13 protein-coding genes are annotated in these 14589 nt (G+C 68.8%); 4 read left to right on the top strand and 9 right to left on the bottom strand.

Going from position 1 to position 14589, the window contains the following annotated elements; all coding sequences use genetic code 11:
• Positions 1-25: 25 nt before the first annotated feature.
• From BM133_RS01330 to BM133_RS01320, 3 genes are all read left to right on the top strand, one after another.
• Positions 26-937, top strand: coding sequence for a M23 family metallopeptidase (locus tag BM133_RS01330; protein ID WP_093431108.1), 912 nt, complete (start codon positions 26-28; stop codon positions 935-937).
• 72 nt (positions 938-1009) lie between these two features.
• Positions 1010-1957 (top strand): restriction endonuclease, encoded by a 948-nt coding sequence (locus BM133_RS01325; protein ID WP_093431106.1) that lies wholly within the window; start codon positions 1010-1012, stop codon positions 1955-1957.
• Between the two features lie 14 nt (positions 1958-1971).
• Positions 1972-2295 carry a hypothetical protein gene (locus BM133_RS01320; protein WP_093431105.1) on the top strand — a complete coding sequence of 108 codons (324 nt, stop codon included), beginning with the start codon at positions 1972-1974 and terminating at the stop codon, positions 2293-2295.
• Here BM133_RS01320 and BM133_RS01315 read toward each other — a convergent pair.
• The 5 genes from BM133_RS01315 to BM133_RS01295 all read right to left on the bottom strand — a co-directional run bounded on the left by BM133_RS01315 (position 2285) and on the right by BM133_RS01295 (position 7147).
• Positions 2285-2692 carry a DoxX family protein gene (locus BM133_RS01315; protein ID WP_093434945.1) on the bottom strand — a complete coding sequence of 136 codons (408 nt, stop codon included), beginning with the start codon at positions 2690-2692 and terminating at the stop codon, positions 2285-2287. The genes BM133_RS01320 and BM133_RS01315 overlap by 11 nt on opposite strands.
• A gap of 19 nt (positions 2693-2711) precedes the next feature.
• Positions 2712-3647 carry a M14 family metallopeptidase gene (locus tag BM133_RS01310; protein WP_093431103.1) on the bottom strand — a complete coding sequence of 312 codons (936 nt, stop codon included), beginning with the start codon at positions 3645-3647 and terminating at the stop codon, positions 2712-2714.
• 122 nt (positions 3648-3769) lie between these two features.
• Positions 3770-4738, bottom strand: a complete 969-nt coding sequence (locus tag BM133_RS01305; RefSeq protein WP_093431102.1) for an MBL fold metallo-hydrolase — start codon at positions 4736-4738, stop codon at positions 3770-3772.
• An 83-nt stretch (positions 4739-4821) separates the two neighbouring features.
• Positions 4822-6024 carry an ammonium transporter gene (locus BM133_RS01300; RefSeq protein WP_093431100.1) on the bottom strand — a complete coding sequence of 401 codons (1203 nt, stop codon included), beginning with the start codon at positions 6022-6024 and terminating at the stop codon, positions 4822-4824.
• Between the two features lie 160 nt (positions 6025-6184).
• Entirely contained in the window at positions 6185-7147 is a 963-nt protein-coding gene (locus BM133_RS01295) for a LytTR family DNA-binding domain-containing protein (protein WP_093431099.1), read from the bottom strand.
• Positions 7148-7302: 155 nt separating this feature from the next.
• On the opposite strand from BM133_RS01295, the gene BM133_RS01290 reads away from it, so the two are divergent.
• A complete protein-coding gene (locus BM133_RS01290; RefSeq protein WP_093431097.1) occupies positions 7303-8526 on the top strand; it encodes an acyltransferase family protein in 1224 nt (407 codons plus the stop codon).
• Here BM133_RS01290 and BM133_RS01285 read toward each other — a convergent pair.
• From BM133_RS01285 to BM133_RS01270, 4 genes are read right to left on the bottom strand one after another with little or no spacing between them, the layout of a single operon-like run.
• Positions 8487-10685, bottom strand: coding sequence for a site-2 protease family protein (locus BM133_RS01285; protein WP_093431096.1), 2199 nt, complete (start codon positions 10683-10685; stop codon positions 8487-8489). The genes BM133_RS01290 and BM133_RS01285 overlap by 40 nt on opposite strands.
• Positions 10686-10697: 12 nt before the next feature.
• On the bottom strand, positions 10698-12092 hold the full coding sequence (locus BM133_RS01280) for an efflux RND transporter periplasmic adaptor subunit (RefSeq protein ID WP_093431094.1): 1395 nt from the start codon (positions 12090-12092) through the stop codon (positions 10698-10700).
• On the bottom strand, positions 12089-13066 hold the full coding sequence (locus tag BM133_RS01275; RefSeq protein ID WP_093431093.1) for an efflux RND transporter periplasmic adaptor subunit: 978 nt from the start codon (positions 13064-13066) through the stop codon (positions 12089-12091). The genes BM133_RS01280 and BM133_RS01275 overlap by 4 nt, the downstream gene beginning before the upstream one ends.
• A complete protein-coding gene (locus BM133_RS01270) occupies positions 13063-14556 on the bottom strand; it encodes a TolC family protein (protein ID WP_256219029.1) in 1494 nt (497 codons plus the stop codon). Before BM133_RS01270 ends, BM133_RS01275 begins: the two co-directional genes overlap by 4 nt.
• Positions 14557-14589: the final 33 nt, after the last annotated feature.

Below are 14589 nucleotides of genomic sequence, written 5' to 3'. Positions count from 1 at the left end.
AGAACCTGTTTCATTCGATCTCTTCATGCACGACAACATCCGAACCACCTCGCCCGACATCCTCACGCTCGCACTGAATCGCCGCAGCGCATTGCTCGGCACGCTGGGCCTGCTCGCGCTGCCCGCGACGCACGCCGTCGCTGCTGCCCCCGCGAAGTCGAAGCAACCGCACTCGGACGTCTGGCCGCACGCATCCCATGTGCCGGGCGGCGTGGCGCGCCTGTCGCTCGGCCCGAGCGCCAAGCGCCCGGCCGCCTTTGCAGGCGACGTGCCCTTGCTCGTGCTGGGCGACGCCATCGAGTGGACGGCGCTGGTCGGCATCCCGCTCGCGGCCACGCCCGGGGACGCGAGCATCACGGTGCGCGCCGAGAACGGCAGCGAAAGGCAGGTCGCCTACACGGTGGCCGACAAGCAATACCGCGAGCAGCGCCTGACCGTCGCGCCGCGCACGGTCGATCTGTCGCCCGAGGACGAAGCGCGCTACGTGCGCGAACGCGACCACCTCACCGGCGTGATGGCCACGCTCACCGACCTGCGGCCCGATGCGTCGCTGCAGATGCGCGTGCCGGTGCCGGGCCGCCGCTCCAGCTCGTTCGGCCTGCGCCGCGTGTTCAACGGGCAGTCGCGCAATCCGCACAGCGGGATGGACATCGCGGCCGGCACGGGCACGGCGGTGCTGGCGCCGCTGCCGGGGCGCGTGATCGATACGGGGGACTATTTCTTCAATGGCGGGACGGTGTGGCTCGACCATGGGGGTGGGCTGCTGACGATGTATTGCCATCTGAGCCGGGTGGATGTGAAGGTCGGCGATGCGCTGAAGACCGGTGAGCAGTTGGCTGCGGTCGGTGCGACTGGTCGTGTGACGGGGCCACATCTGCATTGGTCGGTGATGCTGAACCGCGCGATGGTGGACCCCGCGCTGTTCATCGCGGCTTGAGTAATCACCCTGAGTTCCGAATTCCCCTCGCCTCCTAAACTCGCGCTACTCAAACAAGGGCGGGTGGGTGCGATGGCCAAACAGACAAGAGCCGGGCGGCGCCGTGAGCGCGCAAGGAATGAACTGGCAGGCAAGGGGTGGACGGTCATCGTCGTCGGCGTCCTGCTGCTTGTGGGCCCGCGCTTCATGCAGGGCTCCATCGCCGGCACACTCGGCCCGGCGCTTCGACCGGCTGGATGGGGGGCGCTGACGGTTGGCGTGGTGTTGCTGGGGCTGCATTACCTTCTCGCCCGCAAGGCAGCGATCCCGGACACGGAGCGCGTTGCGCAGCAGTCGCCCGTCGCCAAGGTCGCCCAACCCACGCCGCCGCCTTCTGTCCAGCGGCGGGAACCCGCCGTTGCTTCAACGTCATCCGAACCGAAGCGCCCTTCTCCAGAATCCGCGCCGCAGCACGAGCAGCAATGGAGCCCCGCGGTACTCGCAGCCATCGAATGGCGCCGCTTCGAGGCATTGTGCGAAGCGCTCTATGCACAGGCGGGTTTCACCACGCGCAGCCAGTCGCACGGTGCAGACGGCGGCATCGACATCTGGCTTCACTCCAAGCACAGCGACGTGCCACGCATCGTTCAATGCAAGCACTGGCAAAGCAAGGTCGTGGGCGTGAAGGAGATGCGCGAGTTCTTTGGCGTGATGGCTTCGCATCAGCTGAAGAGCGGCACCTACGTGACGAGCTCGACCTTCTCCGCAGACGCCGCAGCGTTCGCCAAGGCAAATGGCATCCACGCGCAGGACGGCACCGCCCTGCTCAAGCTGATCGGCCAACGCACGCCCGAGCAACAGGCCGCATTGCTCGCGGTGGCTTACGAAGGCGAGTACTGGCGGCCCACCTGCGCGAGTTGCGGCACGAAGATGGTCGAAAGAAACTCATCCAAAAATGAAGGCAGCTTCTGGGGTTGCGCCAACTATCCGAAGTGCCGAGGCAGGACGATTCCGAAGTCCAAGGCATCTGCAACGGTCTGATCGCGAGGCACGCCATGACGGATCAACTGCTGTTCACCGAAGCCTGCCTCGACGCAACCTTCGCCCGCGCCACCCGCCGCGAAACCATTGACATCCTCAACAGCCGCCTGCACCCCGCCCTGCAAAGAATCGTCGCTGCCGAAGTCGCCTCGGGCAACCGCGTCGTCGATGTCGGCATCGACTGGCCCGACGCGGGCTCGGTGCACGTCACCCTGCGCGACCGCTTCAGCAATCGCCACGCGGGCGCAGAAGCCGTCTTCAGCCTTTGCGACGACCCGCACTACTGGCACGCCGACTACAGCACCACGGCCAAGCCGACGCACCTGCTCATCTGCTGACTGTTTTCTTTGGCCAGGCGGCAGTGCTCCACGCAATCAGCGCCAGCAGCACCACCTGAACCGGCAGCCGCACCACCAGCGCCCAATACGGCACGCTCGCAAACAGCTCCGGCCGCTGCAGCATGTAGAAATGCGCGGGCGTCACGGCCAGCGTCAGAAGGAACAGGCCGATCCCCGCAGCGCGCCGCGTCGGCCGCCACAGCAGCCCGGCCGCACCCAGCAGTTCGAACACGCCACTCACCAGCACGGCCGCGCGCGGCCAGGGGATGTACGGCGGCACGATGCGCATCTCCGCCTCGGTCGCCACGAAGTGCGCGACGCCGCCGATGGCGAACCACAGGAAGACGAACAACAGGCCCGCCACGCGCCAGCGGCTGAGAGCTGGCGCGGCGCTCATCGGCAGGCCATCCACCGCATCAGATCGGCTTGGTCAGATACAGCGCCTCGCGCCCCACGATCACGCGCTGCGCGGGCATGAAGATCGTGCAGTCGTCGCATGGCGCGCGGATCTCGTCCGGGCCGTTGGTCGCGATCAGCTCGCCCTTGGCAAAGGTCTCGAAGCCGATCAGCGGCCGCACGAACGCAAAGTCTTCCGACTTGATGACGTGCGTCTGCAGCAGCTGAAAGCGGCGCTGCGGCGCGGGTGCAGGCGTGGCCGGGTCCTTGTCGACAAGACCGAAGTACGCAAGGAAGTCGTAGGTGACCGCGGTCGCCAGCACCGACGCCGAGCGCAGGAAATGCTGGCCGCATTCGACCACCATCGCCACGCCCTTGCCGTCCGGCCCGCCATGGCTGCCGTACTGGATCAGCGGCGTGCCCGAGCCCAGGCCGTCGGGCATCACCAGGTGCACCGACGGGCGGCCGATGGCCAGCGCCACTTCGGCATTGCGCTCGAACGCCGGGTAGACCCAGAACGGCACGACGGGTTGGCTGGTCGAATGGATGTCCAGGATGTGGTCGGCAGCGTCCACCACCGGCCGCAGGATGCGCGCGCGGCGCAGCTCGGGGCTGTCCTCGGCGCCGTCCAGCCACTCGGGCGACCAGATGCGGTTCAGGTTGTGCACGATCTGGCGGCTGTCGTAGGGGGACTCTTCCTTGAACGACTCGTAGGCGTCGATGTTGGCGAAGCTCACGGTGAGCGTGCCGATCTTGGGGCGCACGCCGTTGTCCAGCAGGTGGGTGGCGGCGGTCATGCCGCAGATTTCGTTGCCGTGCGTGAGCGCATTGATCAGCACGTGCGGGCCGGGCTTGCCGGACTCGAAGCGGTGCACGTAGTCGATGCCGACATTGCCTTGGCGGTAGGCGGAGAGGTCGCGGGGGAGGACTTCGAGGGCGGGTGGGGATTGGGTCATGGGGCTGTGGGCGTTGGAGCGATTCGGTCGGGCGAGTTTGCTACAGCCGACAAATCCGCGCTCCGGGCGCCATGACCGGGTTTTTCGAGTTCGATTCGACCGAATCGAACTCGCAGGGAGGCTCAGCGCACCTGCTGGTAATCCACAGGCACCCACACATACCCCGACCCTTCGGCCCGGATGCGCCCCAGCCCCGGGAACGGAAGATGCGCGCTGCCCACCAGGTAGCGCCCCTTGGCGGCATCGGCATACGCCTTCTTGCGCTCCACCGCGGCGGTCTTTGAATCGGTGTCGAACGAGATAGTCACCTGCGGCTGCACGAACTGCACCGCGGCCACGTGCATCAGGTCGCCCCACAGCACGAGCTTCTGGCCCTTGGACTCGAGCACGTAGGTGTTGTGGCCCGGCGTGTGGCCATGGGCGGCCACGGCCTTGATGCCGGGCACGAGGTCGGCGCCCTCCTTCAGGGGCGCGAACTTGCCGGCCTCGACGTAGGGGTTCAGCGACGCCTGCGCACCCTGGAAGAAGCCCTTCATCTCGGGCGAGGCCTTCTCCAGGTTGGCCTTGCTGAGCCAGAAGTCGGCGTCTTCCTGGCCGGCGTGGATCGTGGCGTTCGGAAAGGCCAGCTTGCCGTCGACGATGAGGCCGCCCACGTGGTCGCCGTGCATGTGGGTGATGAACACGTCGTCGATCTGCTCGGGCTTGTAGCCGGAGGCCAGCAGGTTGTTGCGCAGGTTGCCCAGCGTGGGGCCGAAGAGCGAACCGGCGCCGGTGTCGATCAGCACCAGCTTGCTGCCGGTGTTCACGAGGTAGCTGTTCACCGAGGTGGGCACCAGGTCCTTCTTGAAGGACCGGTCCAGGAGCTTGCCGACCTGCGCCTGCGTGGTGTTGGTGAGCAGCTTCTTCACCTCCAGGTCGAGGGTGCCGTCGAACAGGGCCGTGACCTCGAAGTCGCCGAGCATCATGCGGTAGAAGCCCGGCGCTTGGGTCTTGATCTGGGGCGCGCCGGCGTGCGCCGCGAACGAAAGCATCAGCACGCTGCTTGCCAGTGCGGCGATGCCGCGGCGCAGCCAGTGGGTGGGGTGGGTCATCGGGGTTCCTTCTCCGGCGTGTCGTTAGAGGGGGCGAAGAATAGCCCAAACCCCGCGCGCCCTCCCTCTCTCTTTTGGCGCGGTCACCAGTTCACTTCGCGCTCCGGCGTGGCCGAGATGTGGTGGATCGACAGGTCGGCACCGTCGTATTCCTCTTCCTGCGTGAGGCGCAAGCCCATCGTGGCCTTGAGCACGCCGTACACCGCCGCGCCCGCCAGCGCCGCCCACACCACGCCCATCAACGTGCCCATGAGCTGCGCCCACACGTTCACCCCGCCGATGCCGCCCAGCGCCTGCGTGCCGAAGATGCCGGCCGCGATGCCGCCCCAGGTGCCGCACAGGCCGTGCAGCGGCCAGACGCCCAGCACGTCGTCGATCTTCCATTTGTTCTGCGTGAGCGTGAACATGAAGACGAAGATCGCGCCCGCCACGCCGCCCACCACCAGCGCGCCCAGCGGGTGCATCAGGTCGGAGCCGGCGCACACGGCCACCAGGCCCGCGAGCGGGCCGTTGTAGACGAAGCCCGGGTCGTTCTTGCCCATGGCCAGCGCCACGAGCGTGCCGCCCACCATTGCCATCAGCGAGTTGACGGCCACCAGGCCCGAGATCTTGTCGATGCTCTGCGCACTCATCACGTTGAAGCCGAACCAGCCCACGCACAGCACCCACGCGCCGAGCGCGAGGAATGGGATGTTCGACGGCGGATGCGCGCTCAGCGAGCCGTCGCCGCGGTAGCGGTTGCGGCGCGCGCCCAGCAGGATGACCGCCGGCAGCGCCAGCCAGCCGCCCACCGCGTGCACCACCACCGAGCCCGCGAAATCATGGAACTCGTGGCCGGTGACCGAGGCGATCCAGCCCTGGATGCCGAAGTGCTTGTTCCACGCGATGCCCTCGAACAGCGGATACACCACGCCCACGATCACCGCGGTGGCGATGAGCTGCGGCCAGAACTTGGCGCGCTCGGCGATGCCGCCCGAAATGATGGCCGGAATGGCCGCGGCAAAAGTCAGCAGGAAGAAGAACTTCACCAGCTCGTAGCCGCTCCTGGCCGCCAGCTCGGTCGCGCCCACGAAGAAGTGGGTGCCGTAGGCCACGCCGTAGCCCACGAGGAAGTACACGATGGTCGAGACCGAGAAGTCGACCAGGATCTTCACCAGCGCATTGACCTGGTTCTTCTTGCGCACGGTGCCCAGTTCGAGAAAGGCGAAACCGGCATGCATGGCCAACACCATGATGGCGCCGAGAAGAATGAACAGCGCATCTGCGCCCTGTTTGAGTGCGTCCATGGGAGCTTCTTGCAATTTTTGGTTTGAATTGGTGCATCGCATCCAGATTGCCCGGAGCGATGGTGCAAGGAAGCAAAAATGGTGCCTAAAAGCTCTTCGATGGTGCGAAACGAGCCATAACGGCGCGTCCACGCACCGGAACAGGCTGCTTTAGACCCGCTCAGCCCACCGCGCCGGCGCGCAGCGCGTCGCGATACCGCCGGCTGCAGGGCACCGAGGTGCCGTCATGCATGTGCAGCCGGGCGTCGCCGCCGTCCAGCGGCTCGATTTCCTTGATGCGCGCCAGGTTCACCGCATGGCTTCGGTGCACGCGCACAAACCGGGCGGGGTCCAGCTGGGCGAGGAAATCGGTGAGCGTGGCGCGCAGCAGGTAGTCGTGGCCGTTGACGTGCAGGCCGACGTAATTGCCCTCGGCCTGGAGCCAGTCGATGTCGGTGGCGGCGATCAGGAATTCGCGGCGCAGCTTGCGCACCAGAAAGCGTTCGGGCCGCGCCGGAAGGGTCGGGGGCGGCGGGCTCTCCGGCTCGGTGGGCGCATCGGTCGGCAGCGCCGGGGGAACGGGCGGCGGCGGCGCGGGCTCCGGCGCGTCGGACACGCCCGCCTCCGGCGCATCGAGCACCCGCGCCTCGCCCTGCAGCCGCAGCATGAAGAGCCGGTACGCCCAGATGCCGAAGACGATCGAGACGTACACCCGCACGTCCTTCAGGTACTCGTAGCCCCACTGGGCGCTCCAGCCGCCGAAGTCGTAGCGGCCGCCGGCCAGGGCATAGACCAGCGAGCGCACCGCGAACATGCCCGCCACGTGCGCCACGCTGATGGCCACGCTGGCCACCACGTGCCCGGCCACGAATCGCACCCAGCGGCCGGGCATCATCAGCGGCGCCAGCCGGCGCTCGACGGCCACGAACACCGGGATCAGCATCAGCAGCACCAGGTGGCTCGATCCCTCCCAGGTGACGATTTCCCAGGTCGCGCGCGGCACGGCGCGATTGCGGGCGTCGACCACCGCCACCATGGTGCTGAACACGCCCTGCAGCGCCATCAGCACGATCCAGAAACCTGCCTCCACGTAGCGGCGGATCGGCTCGTAGCGCTCGTACAGGTTCCGGTGGGACGCTTTCATGCCCGGGATTCTCGCCATCCGCGCGGCCCTGGCGGTGAATTTCGTCCCACGGGGCCACCGCTCGTCACAAAGCCCGGGCCATCCGTCCCGCGGCCGCCCCGCCGGGCGGCGCCGGGCCACACGATGGCCGCTCTTTCTGCTTCGAGGACCCCGAAATGAACCTCCCGACTCCCCTGCCCGACGCCGGCCGGCGCCACGACATCGACGCGCTGCGCGCCCTCGCCTTCCTGTTCGTGATCCTCTATCACGTGGCCATGTACTACGTGGCCGACTGGCCCTGGCACCTGAAAAGCCCGCACGCGGCCGAATGGCTGCAGTGGCCGATGCGGGTGCTGAACCTCTGGCGCATGGACCTGGTATTCCTGATCTCGGGCGTGTCGCTCGGCTTCCTCGCCCGCCACCAGGGCACCGCGGCACTGCTGCGCAGCCGCGGCGCCCGGCTGATGCTGCCGCTGGTGTTCGGGATGATGGTGATCGTGCCCTACCAGGCCTACGCGCAGGGCGTGGCCAACGGGCTGATCGCACCGGGATTCGGCGCCTTCTTGCTGCGCTACCTGTCGATGGCCGGGCCATGGCCCCGGCGCGCGTTCGACGGTGCGGAGTTCGGCATGACCTGGAACCACCTCTGGTACCTGCCCTATCTCTTTGCCTACACCGCGCTGGTCGCGCTGACGCTGCCGCTGTGGCAATCGCCGGCCGGCCAGTGGGTGCGCCGCCGCTTCAACGCGCTGCGCGGCTGGAAGTTGCTGCTGCTGCCGGTGCTGCCGCTGCTGGCGTGGACGGTGCTGCTGGCCCCGCACTTTCCGCCCACGCACAACCTGGTGCGCGACTTCTACCTGCACGCCATCTACCTCACCGTGTTCCTCTACGGCTACTGGATGGGCGTGGACACGGGCATCTGGAAGGAGCTGGAGCGCATGCGGCGGGTGTCGCTGGTGCTGGCGGTCGTGGCGATCGCCGCCTTCATCGCGCTGCGGGTCGGCGCGCGGGGATCGGCCCCGGACCTGCTCGTGGACCTGCTGCGCACGCTCTACATGTGGCTGGCCATCGCGACGATCCTCGGCCATGGCCACCGCCACCTGAACCACCCGTGGCCGTGGCTGCGCTGGGCCAACGAATCGGTGTACCCGTGGTACGTGCTGCACCAGACGCTGATCATCGTGGCCGTCGTCTGGCTCGCGCCGCTGGCGCTGGGCCCGGTGCTGGAGCCCGCGCTGATCCTCGCGGCCACCATCGGCGGGTGCTGGCTGCTGACCGACGGGCTGGTGCGCCGCGTGCGGTGGCTGCGGCCGCTGTTCGGGCTGACGCGCCGCGCGCGCCCGGCGCCCGCCTTGCGGGATCAGAGCCCGCTTTCCCTGGCCAGCACGCGCAGCACCTGACGCGCCACCTTGGCGAACAGGCTTTCGCCGCGCGCATCCATGGTCACCACGCCGCGCACGATCTGCTGGATGCGCGCGGTGTCGCCGCGATCGCCCTCGGCACGCACAGGGCGCATCAGCAGCGGGTACTGGCTCAGGTTGGGCACGGCCTTGCCCTTGTCGGTCACGTTCACGGCAATCGGCCCGCCATTCACCGACTGCAGGTAAGCCGAGTCGATGTCTTCCGCGGCCACGGCCGACACGTCCACCAGCGCCACCTGGAAGCTGGCCTGCCGCGGATCGTCGGGCACGAAGCGGCCTTGGGCACCCTCGCGCAGTCGCCAGGCATGCTGGCCCTCGACATAGCCGCGCAAGTCTTGCGCGCCCCGCTCGTCGACGATGCGCGCCAGCAGTTGCTTGCCGGTGATCCAGCGCGAGGCATGCAGCTCGGCATCCAGGTCCACCGCGATGCCCGCGAACGGCGCCTTCACCTGCAGCAGCGCGCGGCGCCTGGCCAGCCCGCCGAGGTTTTCCTGCTCGGCGACCACGCCGCGCAAGAGCTCCTGCGTCTGCGCGCGGTCGATGCGATCGGCCACCGAGCGCGCGAGCCGCGCCTGCAGCAGCGCCAGGCGGATGCGCGCCTCGCGCTGCTCCTGTTCGAGCATGGGCGAACGCAGCGTGAAGAGCACCTGCCCCTCGCGCACCTGCGCGCCCGGCCGCACATGCAGCTCCGCAATCTGCGAGGCCTCGGGCGCGAAGATCGGCCCCTCGCGCGTGGCGCCCAGCACGGCCGGCACCTTCACGCTCAGGTCCAGCGGCAGGAACACCGCGACGAGCGCGATCGCCAGCAACGAGAACGTCAGCACGCTGCGGGGCTTGCGCGCGATCGCGCCGCGCAGCGCCCACCAATGTTTGATTTCGCGCCAGACGGGCATGGCGATGAACCAGCCGATCTCCACGGCGAACAGCAGGATGCCCGCCGCCTTGAAGAAGAAGTGATAGACGACCAGGGCGATGCCCAGGAACAGAAAGAGCCGGTAGAGCCAGGTCGCCCAGGCGAAGAAGGCGAACATCCGCGCGATGCGCGCCGTCGCCGGTTCGGGCATGGGCGCACCCATGCCGAACAGCCACTCGCGCATCTTCCATTGGCCAAAGGCCTGCGAGCGGCTGCCGAGGTTGGGCACCCCCAGCATGTCCGACATGAAGTAGTAGCCGTCGAAGCGCATGAACGGGCTCAGGTTGATCGCCAGCGTGCCGATCCAGCCGGTGGTGGCGATCACGAAGGCCGCGCTCCTCACCGGCCCGTCGGGCAGGAAGGCCCACAGCAGCGTCGCGATGCTCGCCAGGCACAGCTCGGTGATCACGCCCGCGCCGTCGACCAGCAGACGGTCCTTGCGCGAGCGCAGCTTCCAGGTGTCGGTGGTATCGGTGTAGAGCACCGGCACCATCACCAGGAACGACACGCCCATGGTCGGCACCCGGCAGCCGCAGCGCGTGGCGGCGTAGGCATGGCCCAGCTCGTGCAGCGTCTTGGTGAAGGCCAGGCTCAGCCCGTACACCGCCAGCCCTTTCAGCGAGAAAAAGTACGGGAAGGTGTGCAGGAACTCGTCCCACTGCCGCGACGCGAAGTACAGGCCCAGCAAGCCCGTGAGCACGATGCAGAACACGAAGGTGCGCGTGAACAGCGGCGCCACCCAGCGCACCGTGCGCTTCAGGAATCGGTCGGGCTTCACCAGCGGCACGCGGATGAACAGGTAGTGGTGCAACAGCCATTGCCACCACGACTGCTCCCGCGCCTCGGCCTGCGCGTGCAGGCTTTTCACCGCATCGCCCAGCGGCGCGCGCACGAGGCTGTTGGCCAGCAGGAACTGCAGCAGCGCCTTGATGGCGCGGGGGTCGGGCTCGGCGCCCTGCTGCTGCACGAAGCGCCGCCGCATCTCCTTGACCGTGCCGCCGCGCCATGCGGCCAGCATCGCGAACTCGGCCTGGCCGATCTGGAAATAGGCGTGCCGCACCGGGTCGAAGATGCTCCAGCTGGGCGCGCCGTCCAGCAGCGGCGAACTGCGGTCGAAGCGCAACTCCTCGCGCAGCTCGGGCAGGTACGCATCGTCGGGCAGGTCGCCCGGCGGTGGCGGCGCCGGCTGCGGCACCGGTCCCGGCATGAGTTCCTCGATGCTCATCGCTTCTTCCGGCTACCAGCCCACGGTCTGGCGCAGCACCGTGATCGGCCTGCGCAGCACGTAGAACAGCAACGGCACCTTGCCGCCGTATACCTGCGCGGTGCCGCGCGTGCCGATGCGCAGGTTCTTCAGCGCCGCGCCGTCGTCGGCGCGGGCGGCCAGGCGGAAGGCCAGGTTGTTGCTCTCCGTCTTTTCGGCCTGGTAGCCGGCGCGCAGCAGTTGCGCATCGATGGGTCGCAGCGGGTCGCTGTCCAGGTAGATCTTCACGCGGGCACCGTCCTGGATCAGCAGGCTGTCCTGCACCGGCAGGAGGATGCTGAATTCGATGCGCCCGGGGTTCGCGATCTTCATGATCTGCTGGCCCGTTTCCACCGGCCGGCCCTGCCAGTCGCGGCGGTCCGAATACACCGCGATGCCCTCGACCGGCGCGCTCAGCACCGACTTGGCCATGAGGTCGCGCGCGTAGTCGTACTGCGCCGTGGCCAGCTCCAGCTCGGCCTTGTTGATGGCCACCTCGCGGTTGGCGTCGGCGCTGTCGATGGCCGCCTGCGAGGTGCTGGCGAAGCGCGCGGTCGCCACCTGCATCTTGCGCTGCGCAAGCTCCAGCTCGTTGCGCAGCCGGGTGTCCTCGAAACGCAGGATCGGCTGGCCGGCCTTCACCGGCGAGTTGGGCGGCACGAGAATTTCGGCCACCACGCCGGTCAGCGGCGCGGCGATCACCGAAGGATCGGCCGCGGCCACTTCCATCGGCGCGAGCGCGCTCATCGACACCGGGAAGATGCAGGCCAGCAGCAGTGCCGCGGCCACCAGCCAGCGCGTCTTGCGGTCGAAGCGCCAGCGCTGCCAGGCGCGCTGCGGGCCGGCCAGCGCGCGCCATGCGTGCGAATAGGTTTCGGCCAGGCGCGCGGCGATCTTCTGCTGCGGCTCGGTCCACGGCTCGCCCGCGAACAGCAGCGCGCCACCCAGCGCCTGGCCTTCGTGAAGGCGCATCGGCAGCCACAGCGCATGCCCGAACGGGTAGCTGGCCGCATCGCGGTCGTCCGCATCCACATACGACGCGCGGCCGAAGGCCAGCGGCTGGTCGGTGCGCGATGCCTCCTCGGGCAGGCTGGCGACGATCCGCTCGATCCAGCGAATCAGCGGCACGTTGCGGTCCACCGCGGCGAGGCTGGAAACGCCCGCCACGTGAAAGCCCGCGTCCGCGTGGCGCCGCCGCAGCGCGAAGGCCTGGCGCAACGGCAGGATGCGCCGGGTCTCGTTGAGCAGGTGAAAGAGAAGCTCCTTCTCCGTCTGCTGCCGCCGGATTTCCGCCTCGAGTTCGAGCAGCACCAGCATGCCGTCGCGAAAGCGCGGCGTGGCGTCCACCACGCGGGCGCCCTGCGGCCCGTCCTTGGGCACCGGCGTCATGGCCCTGCCCGTTCCTTCGGCTTCAGCGCGGGATTCTGCGCAAACTCCGCGCTGCCGCTCATGCCGGGCAGCACCTTGTCGCGGTTGCCCGAGAAGACGCCGACCACGCGCACCGTCTGGCTCACCGGATCGACCGAGGCGCCCAGCCGCGCGACCTTGCCTTCGTAGCTCGCGGCCGTCTCGTCGACCCTGAACCTGAAGGGGCTGCCCGGCTGCAGCCAGCTCAGCCAGGCCGAGGGCGCGATCAGGTGCATCTCCAGTTCGCTGTCGTTCAGCACGCGCGACAGTTCCTTGCCCGCTGCCGCGTTCTCGTGCAGGTGCGAGATGTTCTCCACCACGATGCCCGAGAAAGGCGCAACGATGGTGCAGTCGCGCATCTGCGCCTCGAGCGCGCCGGCTTCGGCGCCGCTCTGCTCGGCCTTGGCCTTGGCGATCTGCACGTCGGTCTTGCCGATGGCGTTGTACCTGTCGAGCTCCTGGCTCTGCCGCAGCACCTGGTTGCTCGCGCGGTTGGCGGCCCATGCGGCGTTGGCCTCGGCGCGGATGCGCGTGCAGTCGAAGGCCACCAGCACGGCGCCCTTCTGGAAACGCTCGCCTTCCCGGTAGGGCATCTGCGCGATGCGCGCGGCGATCTTGGCGGAGAACAGCACTTCGTCCCTGGGCTTGACCACGCCGCGCACGGCGGTGGCATCGGGGCGCGGCGTGGCGGCGATGTCGGCCGGCGGCGCGGGCGCTGAAGTTGGAGCGGAGGCCGATGCGGCCGCGGCGGGCGCCGTGGCCACGGTTGCCGGCGCGGGCGCAGTCACGGGCACCGCCATGATCGGCGCCGGCGGCGCCTTGCGTTCAGGCCCGGCTTCCATGTACCCCCACGCGATGGCCGCCAGCCCGGCCACGAAGGCCGCGCCGATGGCAAGCGTCCGCACGGGCACGCCGTCCGCTCCGGGCTCGGGTTGCGGGCCGCGCTCCTGGCTCATGAACTGGCGGCGCAGGCGGCAACGCCGGTGGCGCCGCTGGCGTCCTGCCGGCTCTGCCACAGCCGCTGCAGGCCGCCGGCCAGGTCCTTCACCGAATCGCGGCTGCTGACCTCGGGCGTGAAGCTGTCCAGTCCCACCGAGCTGTAGACGTTGGCGAAGGCGTTCTGCATGTCCGCATAGGCCAGGTCGTAGCGCACCTCGGCCAGCAGGCCGTTCATCTCCTCGCGGATCACGCGCTGGCGGCTTTCCTGCCTGGCCTTGAAGGCCGAGCGGATCTGGTCGTTGATGCCCGCCTGCACCTGCGTGTAGCGGCTCGCCGTCACCAGCGACTGGCGCGCGAAGGCGAATTGCGCGCGGCTCACGTGCACCTGCGTCATCACGGCCATGGTGAGCGCGCGCTCGCGCTCGCCCAGCCATTCGGTCTGCGCCTGGATCACGCGCTTGTCGGCCGGGTAGCGGAACACGCTCAGCAGGTTCCAGCTGGCGCGCACGCCCACGCCGGTCCAGTTGCTGTTGTAGAGAAAGCTGTTGGAGTCGTAGTTGGCGCCGATGAAGGCGCGCAGGCTCGGCAGGTTGCGCAGCAGCGCCACCGTGCCGTCCTGGTCGTTGATGCGCAGGCGGTAGGCGATGTCGCGCAGTTCCGAGCGGTTCTCCAGCGCGGTGCGGATCATGGTCTCGCCGGACATGCAGAAATCGGTCGACAGCGCGGTGCGCACCGGCACCGCGAGCTCGAACTCGGTGCCCGGCGCGAGGTTCATCAGCGCCGCCAGCTGGGCCTTGGCGATCACCAGCTCGCGCTGCAGCGATTGGATCTGGCGCTCCACGTCGATCAGGTCGCGCTGGTAGGTCAGCGCGGCCAGCGGGCTCGCGGTGCGGCGGCGCGCGATTTCCTCGGAGTCGCCGAGCGCCGACGTCACCTCGCCCGAGAGCTGCGTGAGCTTGGCGATCAGGCGTTCGGCGCTCACGGCGCGCCAGTACGCGGTGCGTACGTCTTCCACCATCCGGTTGGCGACCTTGCGGCGGCTCTCCAGCGAGATCAGGCGCTGGTCCGAGGCCTGCCTGGCGCGCGCATACGACACGCCGAAGTCCAGCACGTCCCAGCTCAGGCTCAGGTCGGCCGCGGTGGTCCGGCGCTCGACCGAGGTCGAGGGCTCCAGCGACTGGCGGCCGCTCAGCAGCGAGCGGCTGCTGGCGCCGCTGTCGTTGTCGCGGGCGCTGTAGCCGGCGTTGGCCACCAGCTGCGGCAGCATGTCCAGGTGCGCGCGGTCCAGCTCCTGGCCGCGCACCGCCTCTTCCATCATCGCGACCTTGTAGTCCAGGTTGTATTTCAGCGAACGGGCCATGGCCTCGTACAAGCCGATCTGGCCGGCGACCGGCTCCTGCTCCGCGGTGAGCCCGGCCACGTTGCGATCCGCGCGCTGGCGCAGGTCGTCCCGGGCCAGCGGCTCGGGGGTCACGCTGCAGCCCGCGAGCATCGCGGCGAAGGCCACGGCGCAGGCGGCGGCAACCGTCGCACGAGCGGG

It is taken from the genome of Variovorax sp. 770b2 (genome assembly GCF_900115685.1).
Lineage (GTDB): Bacteria > Pseudomonadota > Gammaproteobacteria > Burkholderiales > Burkholderiaceae_C > Variovorax.
Note: the sequence above shows the minus strand (reverse complement) of the source record. Positions and strands in the feature narration are given on the sequence as shown.

Bases quoted from the DNA above. Each gene is read 5' to 3' on its own strand.
- BM133_RS01330 (WP_093431108.1), top strand. From the start codon at position 26: ATGCACGACAACATCCGAACCACCTCGCCCGACATCCTCACGCTCGCA.
- BM133_RS01325 (WP_093431106.1), top strand. From the start codon at position 1,010: ATGGCCAAACAGACAAGAGCCGGGCGGCGCCGTGAGCGCGCAAGGAAT.
- BM133_RS01320 (WP_093431105.1), top strand. From the start codon at position 1,972: ATGACGGATCAACTGCTGTTCACCGAAGCCTGCCTCGACGCAACCTTC.
- BM133_RS01315 (WP_093434945.1), bottom strand. From the start codon at position 2,692: ATGAGCGCCGCGCCAGCTCTCAGCCGCTGGCGCGTGGCGGGCCTGTTG.
- BM133_RS01310 (WP_093431103.1), bottom strand. From the start codon at position 3,647: ATGACCCAATCCCCACCCGCCCTCGAAGTCCTCCCCCGCGACCTCTCC.
- BM133_RS01305 (WP_093431102.1), bottom strand. From the start codon at position 4,738: ATGACCCACCCCACCCACTGGCTGCGCCGCGGCATCGCCGCACTGGCA.
- BM133_RS01300 (WP_093431100.1), bottom strand. From the start codon at position 6,024: ATGGACGCACTCAAACAGGGCGCAGATGCGCTGTTCATTCTTCTCGGC.
- BM133_RS01295 (WP_093431099.1), bottom strand. From the start codon at position 7,147: ATGAAAGCGTCCCACCGGAACCTGTACGAGCGCTACGAGCCGATCCGC.
- BM133_RS01290 (WP_093431097.1), top strand. From the start codon at position 7,303: ATGAACCTCCCGACTCCCCTGCCCGACGCCGGCCGGCGCCACGACATC.
- BM133_RS01285 (WP_093431096.1), bottom strand. From the start codon at position 10,685: ATGAGCATCGAGGAACTCATGCCGGGACCGGTGCCGCAGCCGGCGCCG.
- BM133_RS01280 (WP_093431094.1), bottom strand. From the start codon at position 12,092: ATGACGCCGGTGCCCAAGGACGGGCCGCAGGGCGCCCGCGTGGTGGAC.
- BM133_RS01275 (WP_093431093.1), bottom strand. From the start codon at position 13,066: ATGAGCCAGGAGCGCGGCCCGCAACCCGAGCCCGGAGCGGACGGCGTG.